Origin of the sequence: Paenibacillus sp. FSL R5-0914 (assembly GCF_038004525.1) — a bacterium.
In the GTDB taxonomy this organism is placed as follows: Bacteria; Bacillota; Bacilli; order Paenibacillales; family Paenibacillaceae; genus Paenibacillus_AQ.
In genome coordinates, this window is the sequence record NZ_JBBORH010000003.1 from 402,744 (window position 1) to 428,485 (window position 25,742).

Here is a 25,742-nt window from a genome sequence, read left to right on the forward strand (position 1 = left end):
TAGGATAAGAATATTGTCCATCAGTTACAGATTATCGTCAATTGTTTAAAAGCGCATACAACGATAAATTAGAGCTATATCACGAAGGAGGAGAGAACGAAATGAGTATGAAAGAGCCTTCTGCAATCTTAACGAACAGCGTCCGCATATGGGAGGAAATGGTTGAAATTCCTACCTATGAAACAGGTGAACCCGATAAAAATCCAATGTTCCTCGAGAAGCGAGTCTATCAAGGCAGCTCGGGGCGAGTATATCCACATCCTGTGGTTGATAAAATTATGGATGAGAAAGAAATGAAATCGTATCAGATGGTAATGCTCGAAAATGAATATGTACGCATCGAGATCATGCCTGAAATTGGCGGCCGTATCTATCGTGCTCTGGATAAGACGAACAATTATGATTTTGTTTACTATAATCGCGTGATTAAACCTGCGCTTGTTGGTCTGACAGGACCATGGATTTCAGGTGGAATTGAATTTAACTGGCCGCAGCATCATCGTCCGAACACGTTTGGCCCTGTGGAGCATGTAATTACGGAGAATGAAGATGGCAGTGCAACCGTATGGGTGAGTGAAATTGACCGGATGTATGGAACGAAGGTCACAACGGGCTTCACGCTGCATCCTGGAAAAGCCTATCTCGAAGTTACAGCACAGCTATATAACCGAACTTCGGAGCCACAAACCTTCTTATGGTGGGCAAACCCTGCGGTTGCAGTCAATGACCATACGCAATCGGTGTTTCCACCGGATGTCACAGCCGTATTCGACCATGGTAAGCGTGATGTGTCCAGATTCCCTATTGCAACAGGAACGTATTACAAGATGGACTATTCCGAAGGTGTAGATATTTCACGCTATAAAAATATTCCTGTTCCTACGTCATACATGGCTTATAAATCGGATTATAATTTCGTGGGTGGCTATGATCATGGGGTTGAAGCGGGTCTGCTTCACGTAGCGAATCACCATGTATCTCCGGGTAAAAAGCAGTGGACTTGGGGGAACGGCGAATTTGGTCAAGCGTGGGACCGTAATTTAACCGATGAGGACGGACCCTATATTGAATTAATGACAGGGGTATTTACGGATAATCAACCCGATTTCACTTGGCTCCAACCGTATGAAGAGAAGTCATTTATACAATATTTCATGCCATATAAGAACATCGGTGTTGTGAAAAATGCTTCTATTGATGCCGCCGTTAATCTTGAGGTGGATGAGACTTTACAGACTGCCACTGTGATGGCCTATGGAACTTCGGTATTCGAGGGAGCGGTTATTGAACTTAGAGGTCAGCATAGAACGTACGTGAAGGATACCGTTACGCTCTCTCCAGAATTAACCTATAAATCTGTCATTACGTTAGATAAAGTGGATCAGCCGCATCACTTAATCCTAACGGTGTTTGATGTGAACGGAAACAGCCTCATATCTTATCGTCCAGCGAAGCCTAGCATTGAACAGGTTCCAGATGCAGCCAAGCCACTTCCACTACCGGAAGAATTAAAAAGCACAGAGCAGTTGTATTTGGCTGGAGTTCACTTGGAGCAATACCGTCATGCTACGTTCGAGCCAGAGCATTATTATGAAGAAGGCTTAAGAAGAGATGCATCCGATATTCGGCTTAATGTGGCTTATGGGACACTGCTGCTTCGTCGAGGATTGTTCAAGCAAGCGGAAAATCATTTCCGTACGGCTATACGATCGCTGACTTGGCGCAATCCGAATCCATATGATAGTGAAGCATACTATCAGCTTGGTGTAGTTCTCAGACTGCAGGATCGCAAGGAAGAAGCATTTGCTGCCTTCTACAAGGCGGTATGGTCTGCAGCATTTCAAGACAGTGGATACTATGCATTGAGTCAAATTGCTTGTGAACGTGGGGCGTATGAAGAAGCGTTGGAACTCGCAACTAGATCTTTGGCACGTAACACAAGAAACTATAAATCAAGACATGTAAAAACAGCACTTTTACGCAAGCTTGGACGTTACTCTGAGGCGATTACATTCGCAGAGGAGACATTGAAACTAGATATCGCGGATTTCGGGGCAGCGTATGAGAGAGTGCTTACGCTTACATTGCTCGGGCGACAAGAGGAAGCAGCTGAGGCTCAGATGAAGCTTGCACGGTTCATGCGAAACGATGTGCATAACTATTTAAATCTAGCTTCCGATTATGCAGGTAGTGGATTGTTCGCGGAAGCTGCACAGGTGTTAGAGCAAATTCGTAGGAAATCGAATGAACCCAATTATCCGATGGTGCATTACACATTGGCTTATGTACACGAGAAAATGGGCCGTGAGGAAGATGCGACAGCGCAGCTTCAGCTTGCTCAAGCAGCATCTTCTGATTATTGCTTCCCGAACAGCTTGTTTGAGCTGCAGGTATTAGAAAGCGCGATTGCCTGCAATCCGCTAGATAGTAAGGCTCATTATTATCTAGGAAATCTATTCTATGATAAAAAACGTACCGACGATGCCATTCGCCATTGGGAGCAATCCGTCGCGCTTGATGATCGTTTCCCGACGGTTCATCGTAACCTTGCGCTTGCTTATTACAATAAGCGTAATGATGCTGAGGCTTCCTTGCAGTCACTTGAACAAGCTTTCCAGTGCAATACGAATGATGCGAGAGTATTCTACGAGCTGGACCAATTGTATAAGAAGATTGGTGTTTCTGCTCAGGAGCGGATGGCAAGACTGCAGCAGCATATGGAGCTGGTGGAGAAGCGGGATGATCTATACCTTGAATATGTGACCCTACTGAATTTGCTTAGCAAGTATGAAGAGGCTTTGTCTGTTCTATTACGACGTCAATTCCATCCATGGGAAGGTGGAGAGGGGAAAGCTACGGGGCAATATGTTTTGGCGCTTGTTGAACTGAGTAAGCAGGCGAATCAGGTAGGCCAATATGAAGAGGCTATCTCATTATTAACACGTGCGCTTCATTATCCAGAGAATTTAGGTGAGGGTAAGCTCGATGGTGCGCAAGAGAATAATGTGTATTACGAGCTTGGTGTGGCTTATAACGGATTAGGCAAGATGCAAGAAGCTGCACGACACTGGGCGATTGCGTCTCAAGGCTTGAAAGAACCAGCCAGCGCGATGTACTACAACGATCAGCCGCCAGAAATGATCTTCTATCAGGGCCTAGCATGGGTACAGCTGAATCATCCCAAGGAAGCGAACCGGCGTTTTAATAAGCTGATCGATTTCGCAGAAAGACATCTCTTTGATGAGGTGAAGATTGATTATTTTGCCGTATCCTTACCTGATTTCCTCGTATTTGAGGATGATCTGAATAGACGCAATCAAATTCATTGCTTGTTCATGATGGGTTTAGGTTTATTAGGTTTAGGGGAAATGGCAGAAGCGAAAGAACGATTTGAAGAAGCGTTGCACTTGGAGCCGAACCATCAGGGAGCTCGAATTCACAAGGCGATGTGCTTGGAATCATAAAAGAAATAAAGCAGTTTCATGATGAAGGAAAATAACTGGTTCGATTTGGAATTTTGTTTCAACTCTGAAAGCCCCGGGTTAATGGAGACTATCTACCAGCCTATATTCGAAAGGAGAGATTGATGATGGAACCGGGCTATAAAGATAGAAGCGTTGAAGTGGAGCATACAGAGGTGCAACGGAAATCGGATTCCAGTGTTGTCGCATCTACCTTTATTAAATATGCTGCTTATATTATTATTTTTTTCGGAGCACTTTTCTTCTTGGTCAGATATGTATTCCCTATGTTCTAATTCAGATTCCAACGAATCCTATACAAAAATCCATCCCCTGTAAGTAGCGGGATGGATTTTTGAATTTAACGAATCCTATAAATTTCTCTGGATGGAATCCGGTGATTCCGCAGAATTACGATAAAAGAACCAGCACTCGTTCAGCAGCTTGATCTGACGGCGGTCTTTTTTGTAATAGGCTTTCATCAGTTGATGGCAGAGCCACTGTGGCAAGGGTATCACTCCTCTAACTGCTTACGTAAGTTAGCATATGGAGAAATGAGCCTAAAGGTGACGATTTACAGAATGCTTTCTGCTTCCTCTTCGTACCATTGCTCTAATTGCGCTTGCAGCGCCCGAATCTCGGTCAGCAGGGAGATGAGTGGATAGTTCTTTTGCTCCTGAACAGAGGCAAAGGCCTGTTCCAATCTATTGATATAATCCAGACCGGACTCCAGAGAGTAATCTTCGCGTAGCAGATCCAATGAATCACACTCAGCAATAGCTAAGGGCAGATCCGGTACATTATCGGCTGTCAGCTTGTCGATTTCTTTGTTTAGACGTAAATTGAGCGCACTTAGCTGGTACGCATATTCCTCGGGCATTTCCACGAATTGCAATTCTTGATGTTGCTGCAAAATTACATACCGCATTTTCGGCATTGGTCATTCTCCCTCCGTACTTGTCTTCCTTCTTGACAGTTTAGCCTATGCACAAGTTACAATTCAAGTAGAGATCTTAATTCCCGTGGAAAGGACTTGTGATAGAACGCTATGGAAACGATGAGCAACGAAGAGCTGCAGCTGTGGATTGAGCAGGTATCACGGGACAGCTTTGGCGTACCCTTTAGGCACAAGGCAAGCTTTAACAGCCGATTATCTTCAACAGGCGGTCGATATTTTACCAAGAGCCATAATATAGAGATTAATCCCCATCAGCTTGCTATGTTCGGTAGAGAAGAGACGGAGAAGATTATAAAACACGAGCTCTGCCATTATCATCTGCATTTGGCGAAGCGAGGGTATATGCATCGTGACACTGATTTCAAAAGACTGCTGGCACAAGTCGGCGGGAGTCGCTATTGTCAGACATTGCCGGGTGCGAAAGCTCGAAAGTCACTCCCTTACCGGTACAAGCTGATCTGTACAGCATGTGCTATGGAGTATCCGCGTAAGCGAAAAGTAGACCCAAAGCGCTACCGCTGCGGCAAATGTTCGGGTAAGCTGAAGCTGCTAGCGCTGGAAGTCCAGTAAGTAGAACAGCACGTTATTTTATAACCAGACCCATCAATCCAACAAAGGAAACAGCTTGCTGAGGCGAAATGATACATCCCTCCAAATCTTGTATATCCACGATCAAGCTACTAAACTCGCAGTCACTAAGATCGATCCCGTTAAGCTTTGATCCTGACAATGTGGCTTGATCAATATTACATTCGCTGAAGCTGACTTTCTGGAAATTCGATTGGTAGTAATCAGAGCTCATCAATGAACTATTCTCAAAAGCAACCTGCTTCAGATTAGCCATTCGAAATGTTGCGAAATCCCCGATACAATCTACCACGCGAACATTCTGGAATCTGCCTCTTGTGAAGTCCGTACCGATGAGCTTGCAGTTCCTGAATTCGGTTCGATGAATAATTGCATTCGTAAAATCCACATTGGATAGATCGCATCGCTCAAAAATTACATCCATCAGTTCAATCCCAGTTAAGGACGACTCGATAATCGTAACATTTTTAAAAACCACTTGATCAAAGCTGACTTTATTCGCCTCTTGATTATCAATAACTGTATCGCTTATGCTGCAACGACTGAATTCATCTTTGGTTTGCAGCGAGTATATTTGCTCAGGGAGTAGAGCGTCTGGATCTGATATTTTTGGTGAATCCATTTTGAATTTCATATGTACCTCCATTTAATGAATGCTCGTTTCTAATTAAATTAACTATCTTAGGGTTCAGCAGATTTGTCAATTTTCAGTAGCGCTCAGACCTTTCGGGAGATACGTACAAATACACCTTTTTATGGATAAAATCACACATCGTTTTGTAAGCGTTGCCAACTTAAGATGGAAGGGAAGTCCATATTAGGTAGAGGGGGCACATTTATGAAACGATTCAGGTCCGCGATGGCGGGTCTGCTCGCGATGCTGCTGATTTTCTCAAGCTTGCCTGTGATGGGAATCGGTAGCGGTTCCGTAGGAGCAGAAGGGGTTGGAGGAACAGGCGCAGGGCTAATTCCATCAGGGACAGTACTCATCAAGAATAAGTGGAAAAATAATTTCTTATATGAAACGTCTGATGGTATCGTGCGTTATGGCATGACCAATCCAGCGGACACATCATCGCATTGGACAGTGGAGACTGTAAATGGTCTGTCACGAATTAAGAATGTGAAGACGGGCCACTACATTACAATGGCTGGTAACAACGGCAAAGAGGATACACTTAAGGCGGCAGATCTCCAAGGAGCTGGAAGTGTTACGGATCAATGGTTGATCGATACTTCCAATAGAAACGGATACATGATCATCCGAAGCGCGAGCGTGCCTGAGAGTAAGCTGGTTATCCACGAGGAGAATCAGCTTGGTTATGCGCAAGTAAGCTCGGATATCAATATTACGTTTGAGAGTCCGCAGTGGGCTTTTATTGATCCTAACGCAGGAACAGTACCTGTACGGTTGGAAAGCCGGATGCGTCCCGGTCAGGTGATGTATGAGGAGAAAGGAAATGTACTTTACGGTAAACAGCCTTTGAAGAATGAGGCTGCCCAGTGGCTTCTTGAGCCGGGAACGGATGACGGAACACTGATGATTCGAAACCGTGAGACGGGTCATTATATTAAGCAAAATGAAGTGACTTGGGCTGGAGTCTTTTCGCAAGAAATCGATCCGGACAAGGTGATGCTAAGTGAATGGGTGAAAGAAGATGCACCAGGCGCGGATGGAGCGGGTTTTATTACCTTAAGTAATAAAGGATTAACCGACGGAGTTAAGCCTTTATGGCTGAATCCTCAGTTTGAGGAAGATAACAACGTGCGCTCTAACAGCTGGCCGGGTGAAGCAACCAGTCATAATGCCCAGTGGACAGTTGTCCCTATTTCCGAGTTGCAGCCGGTACGCTTGGCAACTTATACAGATGCACAAGTAGCTACAGATTTCTTGTATGAATCCGCAAACGGTGCACTTAAGCACGGATTAATTGCTCCAGATACTGCTGATTCATCCGATTATCTATGGTATATAGAGGATTATGACGGTAATAAACGTATCCGTAATGCAGCAACTAATCATTACCTTTCGTATAGTGATGGCACAGCCAAGGCTGAGCAGATCAGCGGAAGCCAACCATCGGATCAATGGAATTTTAAAGATTCTGATGATTATGATGATTATCTGACACTAGAAAATGTAGAGAGCAAAGGCATCTATCTATCTACCTTGGGTGGAGACAGTGCTGGAGCAAGTGGGGATGCGACTTCATTAAGCGCCCAGTGGCAGCTTCTAGACCCTAACACACCAACAGATGGCACCATTCCATATTATCGTATTCAAAATGGCTGGAAGTCTTTTTATTGGTATGAATCTGCTGATGGTCTCTTGAAATATGGAAATATGCAAAAGGATGGCTCCGATCAATGGCTGATTGAGAAATATAATGGCCGTAAGTTATTCAAGAACAAGAAAACAGGCCACTACATTAACACAATGAATATGCCAGATGGCCATATCCAGGTCACTGAGCTTCCAGACAGGAATAATGTGGAGCGGGAATTTATCTGGACAGGTAAAAATATTGGCGACAACACATACGTAATCAGCAGTGTTCTCGATAAGGAACCTAATAAATTCCCTGAGAAGTTCATTTCACTTCAAAATCTCACTAAATACGCCGAGTATGGTGTGATCAATCCAGGCTGGGGCAGCCCACAGTGGCGATTTGTTACCGTTACTGAGAAAAAGCCGGACTTGTTCCGCTTCAAGCTAGACGCTGTAAATGGTGAGGATCAATATCTTAAGGATGGTCCTTTGTTGACTTCTCCAGATGTACTAGAGAAATTGCTAGAATCTAAGACAGTCACCGAAGCTGTCTATGATTCGCAGGACACTGAAGCAGTGGTTCCGCAGGATAAGTCGGAATCTGCAACCGCTGATCCAAATCCTGTAGCTTTAGCTGCTGCGAACGAGGATGTAACAGTAGGTCAGGCTACTTATGGTTCACTTGATATGAATGACGATACCTTTGTCTGGCAGCTGCAAGAAATAGCTGGTAGCAATGGATCTGTGAAGATTAAAAATAAAGGTACTGGACGTTACCTCTCCCTGGAGCATATAGGTGGTGCAGTAGATGAGATTGAGCCTAATGTTGCCGTTCAGACACTGCAAACCGTCTATGATGTATGGGGCAGCATTAAGTGGATTGTGGATATGCAGCCTTCAGGTCTGACTACTTTCAAGAGTGGATGGGCTGGCCACTATATGTATGGGGCTTCTGATGAGAATGGGAATCCGATTATAAAGATCAGTAAGGCTCCCGATGCAGCGGATAGAAACAGTGCTCATTTTGCCGCTGAAGCCGTTGAAGCGATTGCGCCACCTATCCCTGCTTACCCTGTAAGATTTAAGAATGCAAGCAGCGGGGAGTATTTATACGAGAATGAACACGGAGTTGTTCTGTACGGGCAGCCGTCAGCAGAGAATGGATTCTCGCATTGGAATATATTTGTGCAGGACGGCAAACAAACGATTATCAATCGAGCAACAGGCCATTATTTAACATTGAATGGAGATTATTCATACTTGGAGAGCAGTAGCGCGGAACCGGCTATAGACGGAGCATCTGCTTGGGAAGTAAGCTTGGCTTCCGATTATACGCACTACACCATTCGTAGTCTCTATGGAGAATACGACGATGAATTAATAAACATTGCGAATAAGACAGGATATGCTGAACGTGCGCTCCTACTAGAGAGTGACGGCTTAGCTCAATGGACTCTTGAAGCGGCTCAGCAGGAGTTTACTACTCCGTCTGGAGAACTGCGCAATAACAATACAACAACTCCAGTTCAGAATGATACCAACATTATAACGATCGTGCCGAAAGGGCTGACCGGTAAAGAATTGGCTGAACAAGAAGGGGCACTCGTATATGCAGAAGCCTCCGACAAGGCGGCTCACTCCCAATGGATCGTCCAGGATGTAAATGGACGTAAACGCATAATGAATGTTCAGACCAAACAATATCTTTCTTTAAATGAAGCAGACCAAGCCGTCTTGTTAGCTTCTGGGGAAACAGAACGTTCCCAGTGGACGCTGGAAGAGAAGTTAGGCTACAAGCTCCTGCTAAGTGCGGATAAAACAGCCTATCTTACTCACGACGCATCAGCTGTTCAACTTGGTTCTGCTGTGGGAACCGATAGCACTCTTTGGAGCTTCCTGCCTATCCCTACAGATGCAATTTATACAGGAGAAGAAGCATTCCAAGGAGATCATGTTATACGGTTTGCAGTCAATGCCCAGCAAGCCGGTGAATATGATGCCGTTGTTCGTTACAAGAATACTTCCAGTGATGTAACAGATCTGTTGCTTGAGGTGAACGGCCTGAAGGAATCAGATAAAGTTAACGTGGTCAAGACTTCCTCTTGGAAGACTGTACAGGTGAAGCTGCAGCTGCGTGCAGGAATCAACACCGTTTCTCTAAGCAACGACAATATGGATTGGAATAAAGTAAGCATTGATAACCTGACAGTAAAAAATAGCGTAAACAAAGTTTACCGCGGAGCCACAGTTCCTTACATTAGTTATGAAGCTGAAGATGCAGCGACTAACGGAACGCTGATCGGTCCTTCGCGGAAATATCGCACAATGGCTTCAGAGGCTTCTGGACGACAAGCCGTCGCCTTGAAGAATACTGGGGACTATATAGAGTTCAAGCTTGCAGAAGCAGCTAATTCTATTGTTCTGCGCTATTCCATTCCGGACAGTCCGGATGGTGCTGGTGCTGAAGAAACATTGACTCTATATGTAGATGGAGTTAAGAAACAGCTTAATTTGACTTCAAAATATGCTTGGGAATATGGCAGCTACCCATGGTCAAATGATCCTCGTCAAGGTAGTGGACATCGCTTCTTTGATGAAATTCATGCTCTGATTGGCGATGCTCCTGCCGGAGCAACCATTCGTTTAGAGAAGGGAACAGGAGACCAAGCGACTTCATACGTCATCGACTTGGTGGATATGGAGCAGGTAGCCCCTGAGTTGACTCGTCCTGACGGCTTTATTTCTGTAACGGATTTTGGAGCAGTAGCCAATGATGAGGGAGATGATACCGCAGCCTTTAAGGCAGCGCTTGCCGAAGCGAAGGCAACAGGGAAAGGGGTTTGGTTCCCGGTAGGTACTTTTAATGTCGGAGAGGGTCTGCTGGATCTGGATACAGCCGAAATCCGTGGAGCAGGCATGTGGTATACGGTTCTGAATGGCGCCAAATTTTACGGTCACGGTGGCAAGGTTGGCGTATACGACCTATTGATTGAGGGTGGTATTAATGTACGGGACGATGAAGCGTTCACTAACGCCTTCCATGGTGCTTTTGGCCAAGGCTCGGTCATTCAGAACGTATGGATTGAACATACCAAAGCAGGCTTGTGGTTAACACAACCTATTGGTGAGAAGGCTCGTACGAATGGTCTGTATATGGCAGGTCTTCGAATCCGCAATCTGATGGCGGATGGAATTAACTTTGCTGTAGGCACTGGCAACAGCATGATGGAACAAAGTGACATCCGCTATCCAGGGGATGATGGTATTGCAATGTGGTCTTTCACAGATGCCAAATTGAATGAAGTGAATGGCGCGGAACGGACATTTAGCTATAACAATACGGCACGTTTTAATAACGTCTCACTGCCATGGTTGGCCGATAACATTGTGGTCTTCGGTGGTAAAGATAACAAAGTTCAAGATAACGTGGTAAAAGATACTGTAACTAACGGAGCCGGGATCGCTGTATCTACCCGTTTCTCCGCAGAGCCGTTCCAAGGAACGACTATCGTTGAGCGGAATACATTGCTTCGCACAGGTAGTTATGATTCGGGCTACGGGGTAAACCTCGGTGCGTTGTGGCTGTACGCTGGTGAGAGCAACCTAAAAGGAAAAGTACTCATCCGTAACAATATGGCGCTCGACAGCACCTATTCTGGCCTGATTGCCCACGGTAATCTGAATATGGATGGCGTGGTTCTCACGAATAACGTGATTGACGGAGCGGGCACAAGCGGGATTGAGGTTACAAAGGAGCTGAAAGGAAATCTGCTCGTCGACAACTTGATTATTCGTGGTGAACGGATGAACCTCCTGTCCAATGCATCTCCTGAATTTAGCATCATTGAACAGAACCAAGGGATAGCTACAGCTGTTAAACCTTTCTCCATCAAGCTAGCAGATGGACAGAGCGGACCTGTTGTACTAGAACAAGGAAAGTCAGCTATTCTTCAGGTGTTGGACAAAGAAGGAGCGGATATTACTACACAAGCTACCTTTAATGTTGTGAGCAGTGACATTGCTACTTTTACAAACGACAGTATCCATGGAGTTAAAGCGGGAAGCACAGACTTCACGGTAACTGTTGGCAATGATAAGAGGGTGTATACAGTAGAGGTGGTGTTACCTAATGGTGGGACGGATCCTGTGGATCCGACTGAACCAACAAGTACACCAGGTCCAACGAGTACTCCTGATCCGGCGGGGTCAGCAAATCCTGTTACACCTGTCGCTACACCAACGCCAACACCAGCTGCTAATCATGATGCGCAGCTAAAAGCTAAGGCGACTGCTGGGCAAGCTCTTATCGAGATTTCAGCTAACGGAGAGGGTATAGCTCGCTTTAGCGCAGAAGCTTTACGCAATGCAGCAGCACTTAGCCCGAATGCGGTGCTTGTCATTGCCAGTGGCGATATGAGCTATCGCTTCCCGTTAGGACTCGTGGAGAGCGTGCTGAAAGCGGCACAAATGCCAGCGGGCACGCTAGAGTTTCAACTAAATCCGCTAAGTGGAAAAGGATTGGAACAACTGCTTGCCAAGGCTAAGCAGCAAGGTTTTAATGTACAAGGAACTCCGGCATCTGTCACCTTAAAGGTCACAGATGGCAAAAACACTGTACCTGCTAATGGGTTCGGCACTACGTATGTAGATCGTACATTTATGATGGAGGGAGCACTGGTTGCAAAGACGGGAGTAGTCCTTATTTACGATGAGCAGACGGGTTCCTTCCGTTATGTACCTGCATTATTCGAGATCGTAGGTGGGATGACCAAGGTTACTGTTAAGAGCAGCAGTGCTAGCGGGATATTCGTCGTTGCACAACATCCTGTAACTTTTGGAGATATTTCTTCACACTGGGCAAAGAACGAGATCGAAACGCTTGCCAGTCGACTGATCTTGACCGGACAATCCACAGATAACTTTGCACCTCAGTATTCCGTTAGTCGTGCTGAGTTCGCAGCTATGCTAATTCGCTCTTTAGGCTTAGCCGCTGCGAACACAACGAAGACCTTCAGTGATGTGTCTGATTTATCATGGTATGCTGCAGACACCAAAGCTGCGGCAGCCTTAGGACTGGTTCAAGGCTATGAGGATGGAACCTTCCGTCCGAACGCCCCTATTACACGGGAGCAAATGGCTGTTATGGCAACTAGGGCACTAAAGCTGTTAAACCTTGGAGCTGGAGAATCTGGAGTTAACCCTGCGACAGATGCATTCACAGATTCGTCTACTATTTCTTCTTGGGCTAAAGAGGCTGTGAATGTCTTGACAGCAAAAGGAATCATGAAAGGCCAATCGGCAGATAGCTTTGCGCCTGGCAGTGATACTAGCCGTGCAGAGGCAGCTGTGATCCTAGCAAGATTACTTAAAGCTGCCGGATTATTGAATTAAATTTCTACTAAAAGAGCAGCTATTCTCCAGTAATTGGAGAATAGCTGCTCTGCGTTTTTTGGACGAAGGCTGTCTGCCAGAACATATTTGGTGATTTTCATGCCAATAGCGACTAGAGGGTCCGTTAGTATGCCAAATATTCGATTATGCTGCGTAAAAGGTCAACTGGCTCCGATAGCGGCCTCATAGGCGATACAGCCTTATTTAAGCTTCCCCATCGATAAATTGACTCTGTAATTTCCGAACTTTAGCATCTCGTCGAGAAAGTTATTCAAATCCTCTTGGCTTCCCGTACGAACACGTATCCAATAGCAGCCTTCTCCACTGACGCGATGCATTTCTTTTACGCTGTCATGCTGCTTTGCGAATGTTTGAAAGGCTGGATGTACCGTATTCGAACCTAGAAAGACCGTTATAAAGGCATTGATCGCCTCACCAACTTTATCTGGATTCCAGCGGACGGTGTAGCCTTCAATCACTCCGGTGTCCTGCATTTTGCGAATACGTGCGCCCACAGCTTGGCCTGTCATATGCACTTGCTGCCCAATGTCTCTGTGACTGATCGTGGAATCATCAATTAGAAGCTGTAGGATGCGAAAATCCACATCATCTATGGAATAAGAACTCGTCATTATTTAAAATCCTTTCTGCGTGAAAGTAGAACAGGCCAATCTCTTTCCAATCTCAATGTATTCTGTTTCAAGGTCCAACTATAATTAATTGTAGCAGAAGATATCTGAAAGAAAGAAGGGCTTACGATGAAAATACAGCATATTCGCAACGCGACCCTATGGATGGAGTATGGGGGAAGTACATTTCTTATTGATCCTATGTTGAGTGAGCAGGGCGCTAATCCTCCCATTTTTAATACGGAAAATGACCGTCGGAATCCGCTTGTATCGTTACCGGGATCAGTAGACAAATGGCTGAATCCTAATGCAATAATAGTCACGCATCTTCATCCAGATCATTGGGATGCCGCTGCCGTTTCCTTGCTGCCGAATAATCTACCGTTATTTTGTCAGGAGGGGGACAGGGATACCCTAGTAGAGCAGGGATTTGAGAACGTCTCGGAAATCACTGATAAGCTGACATTCCAAGGAGTAACTATAACACGTACCGGTGGACAGCATGGAACCGGAGAGATTGGCAAGCTGATGGGGAAGGTATCCGGGTTTGTCTTTCAGGCGGAAAACGAACCAGTTGTGTATTTGGCAGGAGACACGATTTGGTGTGATGAGGTGAAGATTGCACTCGATGCCTTTAAACCTGAGATGACGATCGTTAATGCTGGTGGAGCGCAGTTTTTAACCGGAGGTCATATCACAATGAATGAGCAGGATGTCGTAGACTTATGCGAATATGCTTCTTCTACTAAGTTGATCGCTGTACACATGGACGCCATCAACCATTGCCTTGTTACCCGGGATAAGCTAAAAGCTCACTTGGAGAAGGAGGAGCTACAGGATCGAGTACAGCTTCCGCAAGACGGGGAATGGTGTTACGTATAAACAAAGGGGGGATTAATCCCCTCTTAAATCTAGCTAATGGCAGAAATAATGCATGAATTTGAAAACGATCACAAAAATTATTTTACCTGCTTGACTAGACCTTCAAATCATGATAAATTAATTCATGTTCACTTCTAATTTACTTCTAATGTTCCCTGATAGCTCAGTTGGTAGAGCACTCGACTGTTAATCGAGTTGTCACAGGTTCGAGTCCTGTTCGGGGAGCCATTTTTATGGAGAGATACCCAAGTGGCTATAAGGGGACCCTCTGCTAAGGGGTTAGACTGCGTAAGCGGTGCGTGGGTTCGAATCCCACTCTCTCCGTTCTGAATTACATAAGAAGAGCTTCCATTATGGGGGCTCTTTTTTTGTTACGTAAAATTATTTTCGGTTGCTAAATGTGATATATATGGAATTGAGGAAGTACCGGGACAGATCACACGAATGTGTGATTTGTCTTTTTTAATCTGAATTATCAGTGATCAAATTCAATATTTTGGAAGGTGAATAGAGTGGAAAAGGCGAATGTTTACTTGTTAAGTTTCATGAATCCAGCTATATCAGCTAACGCAACATTCATATTACTGAAAGAAATTTAACGGAGGGAACATGAAAACTATAAATCAATTACAAACTAAACCTTCAAGTAGATATGATAGTTTTGATCCGGATCAAGAAGGAAATAAAAATACCAAATTTGCTGACATAATAATTGATGGCAGGTCTCTTTATCAAATGCTGAAAAGACATGACATGGTTCCATCCCTCGGGTGGGGGAGTGAAGAGCATCAAAGGAAAATGATTAACTATTTTTTATTAAACCAAATGCATGAATATATGTACTACAGATACCCAATATTAGTCTGCCCTTGGTGTGGAGATGAAGAGTGTGGCTTTATATCCGTATTTATTGAGAAAGAAGAGGATCTTATCATATGGAGAGATTTCAAACTGGAACCCAGCAATAAAGCTATTGATGTTGGGCCTTTTTATTTTAAATGGGATGAATACGAAAAAGTTATTAGAGAGACATTTGGAACTGCGGGGATTCAATAAAGTGATTTTGTGTTTTTCAGGGAATTCTTCTAATAACACAGCATTCACACTGTGGAAGCTAACGGCTATTCGGTTTGCAATACCTGAAGCAAGGGACCGAAATATTATTTGCAATTGGAGATAATCATTAAACAGCTTTGATAATTTTTGGTGGGAAGGACGAAAAGAGGTGTTCTTTTTTGAACGAACGAGAAGTTAGTTATGTAACTTATACTCAGAAACACCGAGATATCATAATTACTGGGGCAACTGCTATTAACGATTTTTTGAATAATAAAGATGTCTCTGAAAAGAGGAGTCTATTATTTTGTTTGGACATGTACTTGGATCCATATTTCGGCTATGAATTGTCTTATTTTGATGAAATCATCTTACTTCTAGAAAAGCACCTACTCTTTGATCATTGTAAAGAAATCAAACAAGATATTCTACAATTACTAAATGACTACTCAAAAAATAAGTTGGATTATTTAGCCGATCATATAGAAGAAATAGAATTTGAACTTCTTGCAGATGCATTATATGCATTGAGTAATACTTTTAATAAAGAATATATCCCGGTTTTTATTTTGTTTGAAAATCACCAAAATCAAAATGTAAGTGATACTGCAAAAAATGCACTAATAGAGCTCTCAAAAAAAAAATTATGAGAGTGTCGCTTGCAACTGTTGCAATGAGAATAGAGAAGAAATACCGGAGGCCAAATGATACAAGAAATTTTTGAATATATTGATAATAATTTTCCGAATTTTGAGAGTGATATACATATTAGATTTGAGTTAGGTGAACCATTCCGAAATGGATCAAAACGAAGAATTAAACAAGTAAACAAAAGAGTGGTAAAAATATTTGAAGAAACATTTAATCAAAATGATTTTATTTATGTCCTGATCAAAGATTGGGGTGACCAAAATGATCCTATGTTTGGAAATACAACATCTAAATATATTTACAAGCTTATGAATGGACAGATAATTGAAGAGAGAACATTATTCGAAGTAGATGAAGATGAGGATGATGAGGGGAAAAGATTAGAAATTAAACATGAATATCAGGTTAAAGTATCTGCGGGGTTAGTCTCTACTTTTCCATACATAGAAATACTTGAAGGTATTAGTCACTATGAGCAAGGGAGAGAACCTTCAATAGGTCAAAGTGTATATTTTATTAGTAAAGATAAGGATATTATTTTTTATATGTATGATGATAGAGGATGTATCATTCATGCCAGTTCTAAAGATCAATTAAGACCTCTTTATTTTAAATATAATGATTGGATAGTGAATTATCATAGAGAGTATTTTGATAATTTATTCAAGGAAGTATAATCATTTGGTTAACACCATATGTTCAGTGCGTTGAGGAATATCTGGACGGATCAATTATCTATAAGGTATCTAATAAGACCTATGAGTCACCTTGAATTACAATTAAATAGTTTGGAAAATAGAATAGAGTTTAATTACTCAAAAACGTTAGACGAAATTAATACAATGTATAGAGTTAAACCAAGGAGGAACTTATGTCGATTAATCCTAAGATACTTTATAGCACAAATGAAGAAACAGATTACGTCAGAAAAAAACTTATTGAATTTAACTCTAAACAAGTACCGAATGGCATTTATGAGGAGATGAATTTATGCTTGAAGGATGATAACGGAGATATTGTTGCCGGTATCAATAGTGCGATATGTTGGAATTGGATGGAAATTAGTATTTTGTGGGTGGATGATAACTATCGTAGTCAAGGTTACGGGAAAAGATTATTGGAAGAAGCAGAGAAAGTTGCCAGAGCAAAGAAATGTACTTTTATCAAATTAGATACATTCAGTTTTCAAGCGCCTGAATTTTATAAGAAATATGGATATAAAGTAATTGCAACTATCGAAGATGCTCCGCTTGGAAGTAAACACTTTTACTACAAGAAGGATCTTAGCTATGATTAAGGTGGCTTGAGGAAGGTATTAACCTAAAATCAAAGGAGAGAAACAACTATGGAGCTTTTTAAACAAATACCATTGTACAGATTTTTGGCATTATGTAATGAAAGTGGCATGGAAAAGACCATATTAGATTGTGGGGCAGGAGGGGATACGCCTCCACTAAGTTTGTTTGCGAATTATGGTTACACTACATACGGAATAGAAATGAATGTTGAGCAATTGAACAGAGCTAATCAGTTCGCGGCAGAAAGAGGACAGAATTTAAACATACACCAGGGCGACATGAGACAGTTGGCAATAAGTGATGAGTCGATGAGTTTCGTGTATTCTTATAACTCTATTTTTCATATGAGAAAACAGGATGTAAAAGAAGCAATAAATGAATTGAAACGGGTGCTAAAACCTGGTGGATTATTATTTGTTAATTTTTTAACCCTTAAGGATTTTCGAGTCGGCGATGGAGTGGATTTGGGAGAAAATCAGTATGAACAATTGGAAGACGACGAATTAGTAATACACTCTTATTATGATTATCATGAAGCGGATTCTATGTTTGATGATATGCAATTAATATATAAAGAAGATCGAGTGTTTGAAAGAAAGTTTGAAGGCGAATGGATACGACAAGGATTTATCGATTACATATATAAAAAATAGCAAATAATGCATTCACATTGCAGACCATAAGCTCTTGGATTGACAGCTTCGTTTATCTACGCTGTTCGAACGTCAGGAATGTGCAATGCTATGGGGAATTAGCGTAAATTAATAAGTACGATGGAGATCTGATAATGTCTAAATCATCTCTTGTAAAGTGGGTTACTAATATTGCTCGCAATTAAATGTGGATACTTTCAAGAGGGTTATGATGATAAAAAAGGAGATACGCCAATGAATAACCGATCAGACTTGCTAAATCAGTTTAAGGAATGGAATGGATTTGTTCTAGAAATCATTGATTTAGATTGGAAAACACCCATCGCTGAAGGAAAATGGACAATTCATGATGTTGTTAGTCATATTATATTATGGGATAAATACTTCTATGAATCGACGATAGAACCGATAGCATGTGATAAAGCGATAACACTTCAACTTATTGATTACGATCAATTCAATAATGATGCTGTTACATATGGTAAGACAAAAACCAAAGATGAATTAATAGAATTGACTATGAAGTATCGTAACTTACTATTAGATTGTATAAGTAGCCTTGAAGAGGGGAAATACTCGGGAAAATATGTTGACGGAAGGTTTTCCTTTGAGTCCTATTTAAAGGATTTTATATCGCATGACCGGCACCATATGATGCAGATTAAAGAATTAGAATTAAAAGGGAAAATGTGAACAGCTTACAGCCTATTCTCCTTCCGTTTATCGGTTGGGAATAAGCTTTTTTTGTATGTACCAATGAGACAAATGTTATATCCAATCTAGCAGCCTCTTAAATATCCCTCGTTCTTACACAGACAGCTATACTTTCGTTTACACATCAAGGGGATATGTCTTATTATAACGGTCTTGTGGCGCAGATTTTTCTATTGAACTTATTCGTTTCGAGGATCATGGTCCTAGAAGGAAGCTTCTTTATGTTCATGAGATACACAGCACTCCAGGGAACAATATGAGGAGATAAAGGTCAGAATTAGATCTGATTGGGATATAGAGATGGATAGAGATGATTGAAGAATCGAAGAATGCTACAGGCTGAAGTGGTGTGAAAAAAAAGTGCTTGCCATGTCTTATTATTTCTGGTATCATAATTTTTGTTGTCACGTTAGACAACCTTGCTAAGGCCCGTTGGTCAAGGGGTTAAGACACCTCCCTTTCACGGAGGTAACATGGGTTCGAATCCCATACGGGTCATATTATGCGGTAGTGGTGGAATGGCAGACACGCTATCTTGAGGGGGTAGTGGGTGTATACCCGTGGAGGTTCGAGTCCTCTCTACCGCATACAAATAAAAAAGTAAGAAATCCTTTGCTTCGCAGAGGTTTTCTTACTTTTTTTTATAGGGTTAGACAAGTTGATTAGTTCTTGAAGGCTCTTGCATATTGGGGATAGAGCTGTCTGACACAGTCTGGGCAAATATCATGGGTGAATTGCAGAGAAAGCTGATGTTTTAAAAAATGTTCAATGTTGATCCATTCATCCTTAGAATTTCGAATGGATTTGCAGGAAGCGCAGATGGGGATTAACTCTTGTGTTGGCTGACATGTCGAACAGATGCTTGTGATCCCCGACATCTTAGTTCCTTCTATAAATACACCCAAATCATATAGAGAAATTATAAAAGCAGCTTCTAGGTAATAATCAGAGAGCAGCGGATAGATTTCCAAACGAAAGATTCGCGTCCCTTTATAGGCGGTTTGTATGATGAACTCAGAGGTATAAATCTGTTGCTCTCTGCGGAGTATAATTTTCACCGAATCATAAAGCTTGGCCCATTGATCGGAATCGATGATCACATCTTGCAGAAGCTCCGAATAATAAGCTCCAATCCATTGTTTGTGAGGGGAGAGGCCATATTCATGACTAAATGCTTTCCACTTCCTGTTGGTGAACTGGATAACTCCTTGGCTGTTGATGACCACTGCATTGTGCGGCAGATATTCAAGTGAATGGATAATGGAAGATGATAAGCATTTTGACAAAAGTCACCGCTCCCTCCTAGAGATCCTTCGGGATGACATGTTAATTAAGGGGGTCAGACGGCATTACATCAGACACTTGTCACCTGAGCGCCTCTTATCGTCACTCTAGCCATATGATATAATCGGATAATACATAGTAACACCAATTATATACTTTTTTGCGTTATTTTGCAATAGGTAATTACTTAAATAAGTCTTTTTTATTTTTTTGTGAAGGGCGGTTTACGGATGCAGACCATATACGAACGTATAGAGTACTTAATTAAGCAAAAAGGTCTCACCAAGAAATCATTCTGCGAGCAGTTAAATATAAGCACAGGTAATATGGGGGATTGGAAGCGGGGCAAATCTACTCCGGGAACACATAAATTAATTGAGATCGGCGCTTTTTTTCATGTAAGTCTGGACTGGCTTATTTTAGGTAGAAATACATCTGAAATATTGAAAGAGAGCAATGAGGACTATGATTTCGGAGAAGCAAAGTTGAATGAAGATCGAACGAATAAATTGCTTCCAGAGGAAAAGGAATTCATTAAAGAATACCTAGCATTCACTGAATATCGCAAGCAGAAATGGGCCGACGAAAATTCTTAAATCAACGCCTTTACATTTTGGGGAAGTACATTTATAATAATGAATGTTGACCTCAAACAAAGTTTTATGTTTTATCTCACCGCGCGGTAGTGGTGGAATGGCAGACACGCTATCTTGAGGGGGTAGTGGGTGTATACCCGTGGAGGTTCGAGTCCTCTCTACCGCATACAGAATGACGAAAGAAGCCTTGCGATGCAAGGCTTCTTTTTTAGTGCGCCCAGCATGGGCGCTATCTATAGGGTTGAAGTCCCGAATGGCGAAGGCAGTAGTAGCCATTAGTCTAAGGCAAGGGTGTCCACCGTGAGGTGGAATCTGAAGGAAGCCGGCGGCAAATCTTCGGTCTGAGGAACACGAACTTCATATAAGGCTAGCGTACGTTGGGTGAGGTTGCTAAACAAACTAAAACCCTTACTGCCAAAGGTGTGCGAGAGTAAATGAAGCAGATAGATGGAGAGGAAGATAGCGTTCTTACCTGGGGAGATCTGTACGGAACGCGGAACAACTTCCGTAACCTTACCTGTGAAGGTAAGCTGAACGTACAGAAGTCAGCAGATGCCATAGTACGCCCCGTGGTGCAACACGGGCGGAAGGGCTGAACATGAAATAGGTATTTGTATATCCAGGCGTTCGAGATGAGTGATGAAAGCAAAAAAAAAAAATCCGTAAGGACCTAACTGAAGAAGGAAGCGGTGAATCCCGTGGGGGACTTCAGCAGGGCTGAATTCATCTTTGGCACAAGAGGAAGATGCAAATCACGTAAAGAGAGGTTAAAAAAAAAAAAAAATGTTGGAGCAGTTGCTGTCACGGGAAAATCTTCTGCAAGCCTTAAAGCGTGTTGAAGCCAATAAAGGAAGCCATGGCGTAGATGGCATGTCCGTAAAATCCTTACGAAAACACATCGTACAAAACTGGCAAACCCTACGGCATGCGATAGAAGAAGGAACCTATGAACCGAGCCCCGTACGACGGGTCGAAATCCCGAAACCGAACGGCGGAGGTGTCCGGATGTTAGGGATACCTACTGTGACAGACCGAATGCTTCAGCAAGCCATTTCGCAGGTGGTAACCCCATTGTTCGATCCACAGTTTTCCGAGCACAGTTATGGATTTCGTCCCAAAAGGCGGGGACATGATGCGGTGAGGAAAGCTAGAGAATTCATGAAAGAAGGATATCGATTCGTAGTCGACCTAGACTTGGAGAAATTCTTTGACCGCGTCCACCATGACCGTCTTATGTTGAAGATTGCGGAGAAAGTGAAGGACAAGAAGGTCCTCTTACTTATTCGTAAATATCTTCAATCGGGCGTGATGGAGAATGGATTAGTAAAGCCGACATTAGAAGGAACGCCGCAAGGGGGTCCCTTGAGTCCGTTATTATCTAATATTGTACTGGACGAACTGGATAAGGAACTGGAGAAACGTGGACACCGATTCGTGCGCTATGCGGACGACTGTAATATCTACGTGAAAACTCCAAGAGCAGGTGAACGAGTCAAAGCATCCGTCACTGGGTTCATTGAGGGGAAGCTAAAACTCAAGGTAAACCAAGGCAAGAGTGCGGTAGACCGCCCCTGGAAACGGAAGTTTCTGGGTTTTAGTTTTAGTGTGGACCAAGAACCAAAGGTGAGGATAGCACAGCAATCCTTGCAGAAAGCGAAGGTTAGAATTCGAGAGATAACCTCTCGAAAGAAGCCGATGAAGATGGAAGAGCGAATCCAGAAACTAAACCAATATCTTATGGGATGGTGTGGGTACTTCTCGCTAGCGGATACACCAAGTAGCTTTCGAGACATGGATAAGTGGATACGAAGAAGGCTAAGAATGTGCCTATGGAAGCAATGGAAGAACCCGAGAACCAAAGTCAAAAGACTAATATCCTTAGGCGTACGCAAGGATAAAGCGGATGAGTGGGGAAATACCCGAAAAGGGTACTGGCGAATTGCAGGGAGTCCAATTTTGTCACGAGCATTGAATAACCGATACTGGGAAACCAATGGACTTAAGAGCTTAATGGACAGATACAACTTACTACGGAATATTTCATGAACCGCCGTATACCGAACGGTACGTACGGTGGTGTGAGAGGTCGGGGGCTCACCGCTCCCTCCTACTCGATTGCTTAACGAGCAATCGGAAAGCTGTATGTTCGTATATTGATTAAAGACAAAAGGATACTGACCGCATATCACCTAGTGGGCTGAGTGATGTGGCCAGTATCCTTTTTTAAAATTTCTTATTGAATGGATTATTTCAGAAGCTTGGAGATATAGGATTCGATCTGCTGAGGAGTAGTTTTAGGAGCAAAACGCTTAAGGACACGGCCTTCTTGATCCACCAGGAACTTGGTGAAGTTCCATTTCACGCTTTTTGAGCCTAGAACACCAGGTGCTTCCTTTGATAAGTATTTGAATAATGGGTGTGCTTCATCACCTTTTACATCAATCTTCTCGAACATTGGAAAAGTTACCCCATAGTTAATCTCGCAGTATTCTGCAATTTCATCACTTTCGCCAGGCTCTTGGCCAGCAAACTGATTGCTTGGGAAACCAAGTACTTCGAATCCACGATCCTTAAATTTCTCGTACACTTCCTGAAGCCCTTTATACTGAGGCGTAAACCCACATTTGCTAGCTGTATTCACAACAAGGAGTACTTTACCTTTGTACTTGGACAATGATTCTTCTGCACCCCGAAGAGTGTTGACCTCAAAATCATAAATACTCATGGATGCCACCTCCTTTGTAATTCCTAATTTTAATTTATCACAATTTAATTGTACACTATTTATGAGGGTGAGCCAAATAAGAAAATTCTATGAACCATTAACGCCCATTCGGTTTATCAAATCACAGCAAAATGAATGATCATAAATTAAATGTATCTGTATATATTTTATGGAAATAATGACTGAATAAAGGCGTTGATCAGAAAAGAGCAATAAATAGCCTCCGTGTTAGGCGTCTTTGGTTGACATCACTCTTAAAATTCTTTAATATGTCTAAGTATCTGAGAATATGTTGCGTGTGCAATTTACAACCAAAAATTTAAATAATGGGTGATGAAGATGTCTTACAGACCGAATATTACGAATGTGACCAAAGCCAGCAGCAACGATAAGGAAGGATTGTACGAGTTCATTATCAAGCTTGCTGATGGAACGGAGTGCCGTGCGTTTTATAATCGGTTTCCGGAATGGAAAATGACGAACATCAGCCGCCTGCTTAAAACTCCATGTCCAATTTGCCGCAAAGATTTCATCTGTAAATGCATGGAGGCATTCACTGCTGATTTCGAAGGACAAATGATCGGTGATCAATGGATTGAAAAGGCAATTGCTGAATAATTAAAGAACGGTACATGTTGGCGCGGGATTCTATCCCGCGTTTTTGTTTACCCAAAATATGCGATACACTTATCTTTATAGGGAGGGGGAGCTATGAACGAGGAGCTGAACATTATGCAAAATAAGTCCATTGTGTTGATTGATGGGGTGTGTCATCTTTGCCAAGGTTTGATTCGTTTCATCATCCCGCGTGATCCCAAGGCTAAATTTCTATTCGCCCCTTTACAAAGTGAAATTGCCGCTAAGCTAATGAGTGAGGCTGGACTTCAACCTGGGCAGTTGAACACAGTTGTATTGCTGGAGAACGGTGTGTATTATACAGAGTCGGCTGCTGTACTGCGGATTGCACGTAGATTGAGATGGCCTTGGCCTGCTGCGTATATCTTCATTATAGTGCCGCGCCCAATACGGAATATCCTTTACCGCTATGTTGCAAGGAATCGTTACCGTTGGTTCGGGCGCGATGAGCAATGTCTGCTCCCAACACCGGAGATCAAACAAAGATTTTTGTAATCCGGGATTTGGCTAGATGTTATAATGTAACCATAATTTGGTATAGTTAAGGACGTTTAGCGAGGGGTGAAGGGATGTTGCGAAAGGCAGGACTTTATCTATTAATAGTTATGCTAGCTTCTTTAGGTACGATGGGAACGGTATCCGCAGATGCTAAGCTCAAGGTAATGGTGAATAATTCGAGCGTGAATTACGGCGTGCAAATCGTCTCTGGACAGACGATGGTTCCGCTGAAGGCTTTTGAGAGCTTCAAGAATATTTCTATTCAGTGGGAAGCCCGTACAAAGCAAGTAACGATCGTTAGAGACTCCATGAAGATTAAGCTTGCTGTGGGTTCTCGAACGGCGTGGAAGAACTCCGAATCTGTACAGCTGGATGCACCTGCTAGCATCATGGATGGAAGAGTTACGGTGCCGCTGAGATTTATTGCGGAAGCTCTTGGAGCAAGAGTAACGGTAGATGTTACTACGAATACTGTCTGGGTTCAGGAACGTGCAAATGCGAAGCTTGTGCAGAATTATAATAGTAGGGACTTGGTAGTTTCCCGTATTGCATCTTTACAATTCCCGGTTGAAGAAAGAGAACCGTCCCAATTAACGGGTGATAATGAAGCGTTGTCTATGTCGTATTATTTTCCTGAAGGCAGATCTGATGGATATTTCATAATCTATGGGCATTTTGTATCGTATTATGAGATTAAAGACAACATTAGAACAGTCGTATGGGAAGCAGATTTGGACAATTCGAAAGAGGCTGATAAAAAAGATTTTACCGCGATATTCGGACATCCCATTGCAAAGGAATATGGTAAAGCTCCTGTTTTAGCACCATCCTATGCCTATTATTATACGAGTGTATGGGGAAGTCAGATTATTTGCGGAATCGTTAATGTGGATGGAACGACTAAAGTTTCAGGGAAGTCGCTGAACTGGGAGGGTAACAAGCCCTTTATCGTGGCTATTCCCGGCGAGACCAAGCTTTAAGCGCTCTACAAGTCATATAAAATATGGAGATGAATTATGAATAAAGGGAAGCCCAAGGGATTTATGCGTTTTGATTGGCCTTTTCATTTTGTGACGATGCCGCTTGCGCTAATTTTGTTTGTGTGGTCGGCGATTTATGCTGTTCAAGAGATACGTGATGATGGTGCTTTAACGGTGCCATTGCTGTTATTCGGTATGTCCTTATGCTTACTTTTTGCGATTACAAGAATTCGTATATATGCGACAAAAAATCAGGACCGCGTGGTGAGAGTGGAAGAGCAGTTCCGCTATTTCCGTCTGACGGGCGAAGCCTTGAGCCCAGAGCTTGAAATAGCCCAAATTATAGCGCTACGTTATGCGGGTGATGATGAGTTTCCAGGACTGTGTCAACTGGCGGTGAAGGAGAAGCTCATTCCTGCTGATATTCGGTCTGCCATTAAGAACTGGCGCGAAGATAAGATGAGAGTATAGTA

General features: G+C 42.8%; 24 protein-coding genes and 5 tRNA genes. 23 read left to right on the forward strand and 6 right to left on the reverse strand.

Translation table 11 applies throughout. From position 1 onward, the window contains the following. The first annotated feature begins 101 nt into the window (after nucleotides 1-101). Nucleotides 102-3,464, forward strand: coding sequence for a tetratricopeptide repeat protein (locus tag MKX60_RS25125; RefSeq protein ID WP_341061332.1), 3,363 nt, complete (start codon nucleotides 102-104; stop codon nucleotides 3,462-3,464). A gap of 122 nt (nucleotides 3,465-3,586) precedes the next feature. Continuing rightward, the gene (locus MKX60_RS25130; RefSeq protein ID WP_156113060.1) at nucleotides 3,587-3,757 is read left to right on the forward strand and encodes a hypothetical protein; all 171 of its coding nucleotides are present in this window, start codon (nucleotides 3,587-3,589) and stop codon (nucleotides 3,755-3,757) included. Between the two features lie 75 nt (nucleotides 3,758-3,832). On the opposite strand, the gene cmpA is transcribed toward MKX60_RS25130, so the two are convergent. Both cmpA and MKX60_RS25140 read right to left on the reverse strand, forming a co-directional pair. Next, the gene (cmpA, locus tag MKX60_RS25135) at nucleotides 3,833-3,970 is read right to left on the reverse strand and encodes a cortex morphogenetic protein CmpA (RefSeq protein ID WP_094874036.1); all 138 of its coding nucleotides are present in this window, start codon (nucleotides 3,968-3,970) and stop codon (nucleotides 3,833-3,835) included. Between the two features lie 65 nt (nucleotides 3,971-4,035). Continuing rightward, nucleotides 4,036-4,398, reverse strand: a complete 363-nt coding sequence (locus tag MKX60_RS25140; protein WP_042124766.1) for a hypothetical protein — start codon at nucleotides 4,396-4,398, stop codon at nucleotides 4,036-4,038. A gap of 120 nt (nucleotides 4,399-4,518) precedes the next feature. On the opposite strand from MKX60_RS25140, the gene MKX60_RS25145 reads away from it, so the two are divergent. Continuing rightward, complete coding sequence (locus tag MKX60_RS25145; RefSeq protein ID WP_081382729.1) at nucleotides 4,519-4,989, forward strand: SprT family protein; 471 nt, start codon at nucleotides 4,519-4,521, stop codon at nucleotides 4,987-4,989. 13 nt (nucleotides 4,990-5,002) lie between these two features. Here MKX60_RS25145 and MKX60_RS25150 read toward each other — a convergent pair whose 3' ends face one another. Continuing rightward, nucleotides 5,003-5,641 (reverse strand): pentapeptide repeat-containing protein, encoded by a 639-nt coding sequence (locus tag MKX60_RS25150; RefSeq protein WP_341061333.1) that lies wholly within the window; start codon nucleotides 5,639-5,641, stop codon nucleotides 5,003-5,005. A 204-nt stretch (nucleotides 5,642-5,845) separates the two neighbouring features. Between MKX60_RS25150 and MKX60_RS25155 the strand changes: the two genes are divergently transcribed. Beyond that, a complete protein-coding gene (locus MKX60_RS25155; RefSeq protein WP_341061334.1) occupies nucleotides 5,846-12,667 on the forward strand; it encodes an S-layer homology domain-containing protein in 6,822 nt (2,273 codons plus the stop codon). Nucleotides 12,668-12,867: 200 nt separating this feature from the next. On the opposite strand, the gene MKX60_RS25160 is transcribed toward MKX60_RS25155, so the two are convergent. Further along, on the reverse strand, nucleotides 12,868-13,299 hold the full coding sequence (locus MKX60_RS25160; RefSeq protein WP_076284045.1) for an Lrp/AsnC family transcriptional regulator: 432 nt from the start codon (nucleotides 13,297-13,299) through the stop codon (nucleotides 12,868-12,870). A gap of 126 nt (nucleotides 13,300-13,425) precedes the next feature. On the opposite strand from MKX60_RS25160, the gene MKX60_RS25165 reads away from it, so the two are divergent. The 11 genes from MKX60_RS25165 (at nucleotide 13,426) to MKX60_RS25215 (ending at nucleotide 19,137) form a co-directional block, all read left to right on the forward strand. Continuing rightward, on the forward strand, nucleotides 13,426-14,178 hold the full coding sequence (locus MKX60_RS25165; protein ID WP_076284046.1) for an MBL fold metallo-hydrolase: 753 nt from the start codon (nucleotides 13,426-13,428) through the stop codon (nucleotides 14,176-14,178). A gap of 152 nt (nucleotides 14,179-14,330) precedes the next feature. Then, a tRNA-Asn gene (locus tag MKX60_RS25170) sits at nucleotides 14,331-14,406 on the forward strand. A gap of 7 nt (nucleotides 14,407-14,413) precedes the next feature. After that, nucleotides 14,414-14,502: transfer RNA gene (locus MKX60_RS25175), tRNA-Ser, on the forward strand. Nucleotides 14,503-14,787: 285 nt separating this feature from the next. After that, nucleotides 14,788-15,234: an oxidoreductase gene (locus MKX60_RS25180; protein ID WP_076284047.1), complete on the forward strand. Its 447-nt coding sequence runs from the start codon at nucleotides 14,788-14,790 to the stop codon at nucleotides 15,232-15,234. A gap of 179 nt (nucleotides 15,235-15,413) precedes the next feature. Next, nucleotides 15,414-15,884 carry a hypothetical protein gene (locus MKX60_RS25185; protein WP_076284048.1) on the forward strand — a complete coding sequence of 157 codons (471 nt, stop codon included), beginning with the start codon at nucleotides 15,414-15,416 and terminating at the stop codon, nucleotides 15,882-15,884. Nucleotides 15,885-15,938: 54 nt separating this feature from the next. Further along, nucleotides 15,939-16,562 carry a DUF3885 domain-containing protein gene (locus MKX60_RS25190; RefSeq protein WP_076284049.1) on the forward strand — a complete coding sequence of 208 codons (624 nt, stop codon included), beginning with the start codon at nucleotides 15,939-15,941 and terminating at the stop codon, nucleotides 16,560-16,562. Nucleotides 16,563-16,756: 194 nt separating this feature from the next. Next, nucleotides 16,757-17,182: a GNAT family N-acetyltransferase gene (locus MKX60_RS25195; RefSeq protein WP_076284050.1), complete on the forward strand. Its 426-nt coding sequence runs from the start codon at nucleotides 16,757-16,759 to the stop codon at nucleotides 17,180-17,182. 48 nt (nucleotides 17,183-17,230) lie between these two features. Further along, nucleotides 17,231-17,836 carry a class I SAM-dependent methyltransferase gene (locus tag MKX60_RS25200; RefSeq protein WP_076284051.1) on the forward strand — a complete coding sequence of 202 codons (606 nt, stop codon included), beginning with the start codon at nucleotides 17,231-17,233 and terminating at the stop codon, nucleotides 17,834-17,836. Nucleotides 17,837-18,070: 234 nt separating this feature from the next. Further along, the gene (locus tag MKX60_RS25205) at nucleotides 18,071-18,529 is read left to right on the forward strand and encodes a DinB family protein (protein WP_076284052.1); all 459 of its coding nucleotides are present in this window, start codon (nucleotides 18,071-18,073) and stop codon (nucleotides 18,527-18,529) included. 447 nt (nucleotides 18,530-18,976) lie between these two features. Then, a tRNA-Glu gene (locus MKX60_RS25210) sits at nucleotides 18,977-19,048 on the forward strand. 6 nt (nucleotides 19,049-19,054) lie between these two features. After that, nucleotides 19,055-19,137, forward strand: a tRNA-Leu gene (locus MKX60_RS25215). A gap of 75 nt (nucleotides 19,138-19,212) precedes the next feature. Here the strand turns inward: MKX60_RS25215 and MKX60_RS25220 are convergent. Then, nucleotides 19,213-19,836 (reverse strand): hypothetical protein, encoded by a 624-nt coding sequence (locus MKX60_RS25220; protein ID WP_076284053.1) that lies wholly within the window; start codon nucleotides 19,834-19,836, stop codon nucleotides 19,213-19,215. A gap of 228 nt (nucleotides 19,837-20,064) precedes the next feature. On the opposite strand from MKX60_RS25220, the gene MKX60_RS25225 reads away from it, so the two are divergent. From MKX60_RS25225 to ltrA, 4 genes are all read left to right on the forward strand, one after another. Continuing rightward, nucleotides 20,065-20,430 (forward strand): helix-turn-helix domain-containing protein, encoded by a 366-nt coding sequence (locus MKX60_RS25225; RefSeq protein WP_076284054.1) that lies wholly within the window; start codon nucleotides 20,065-20,067, stop codon nucleotides 20,428-20,430. Nucleotides 20,431-20,513: 83 nt separating this feature from the next. Next, nucleotides 20,514-20,596 (forward strand) — tRNA-Leu (locus MKX60_RS25230). 268 nt (nucleotides 20,597-20,864) lie between these two features. Next, nucleotides 20,865-21,026 (forward strand): hypothetical protein, encoded by a 162-nt coding sequence (locus MKX60_RS25235; RefSeq protein WP_179085742.1) that lies wholly within the window; start codon nucleotides 20,865-20,867, stop codon nucleotides 21,024-21,026. A gap of 187 nt (nucleotides 21,027-21,213) precedes the next feature. Then, entirely contained in the window at nucleotides 21,214-22,476 is a 1,263-nt protein-coding gene (gene ltrA, locus MKX60_RS25240) for a group II intron reverse transcriptase/maturase (protein ID WP_076284154.1), read from the forward strand. 199 nt (nucleotides 22,477-22,675) lie between these two features. Here the strand turns inward: ltrA and MKX60_RS25245 are convergent, their stop codons facing one another. Continuing rightward, nucleotides 22,676-23,155 (reverse strand): glutathione peroxidase, encoded by a 480-nt coding sequence (locus MKX60_RS25245; RefSeq protein ID WP_042124801.1) that lies wholly within the window; start codon nucleotides 23,153-23,155, stop codon nucleotides 22,676-22,678. Between the two features lie 339 nt (nucleotides 23,156-23,494). Between MKX60_RS25245 and MKX60_RS25250 the strand changes: the two genes are divergently transcribed. From MKX60_RS25250 to MKX60_RS25265, 4 genes are all read left to right on the forward strand, one after another. After that, nucleotides 23,495-23,773 carry a hypothetical protein gene (locus MKX60_RS25250; RefSeq protein ID WP_042124803.1) on the forward strand — a complete coding sequence of 93 codons (279 nt, stop codon included), beginning with the start codon at nucleotides 23,495-23,497 and terminating at the stop codon, nucleotides 23,771-23,773. Between the two features lie 93 nt (nucleotides 23,774-23,866). Further along, the gene (locus MKX60_RS25255) at nucleotides 23,867-24,286 is read left to right on the forward strand and encodes a thiol-disulfide oxidoreductase DCC family protein (protein ID WP_076284055.1); all 420 of its coding nucleotides are present in this window, start codon (nucleotides 23,867-23,869) and stop codon (nucleotides 24,284-24,286) included. Between the two features lie 74 nt (nucleotides 24,287-24,360). Continuing rightward, nucleotides 24,361-25,269, forward strand: a complete 909-nt coding sequence (locus MKX60_RS25260) for a copper amine oxidase N-terminal domain-containing protein (RefSeq protein ID WP_341061337.1) — start codon at nucleotides 24,361-24,363, stop codon at nucleotides 25,267-25,269. A 36-nt stretch (nucleotides 25,270-25,305) separates the two neighbouring features. Further along, nucleotides 25,306-25,740 (forward strand): DUF6526 family protein, encoded by a 435-nt coding sequence (locus MKX60_RS25265; RefSeq protein ID WP_076284057.1) that lies wholly within the window; start codon nucleotides 25,306-25,308, stop codon nucleotides 25,738-25,740. The last annotated feature ends 2 nt before the right edge of the window (nucleotides 25,741-25,742 follow it).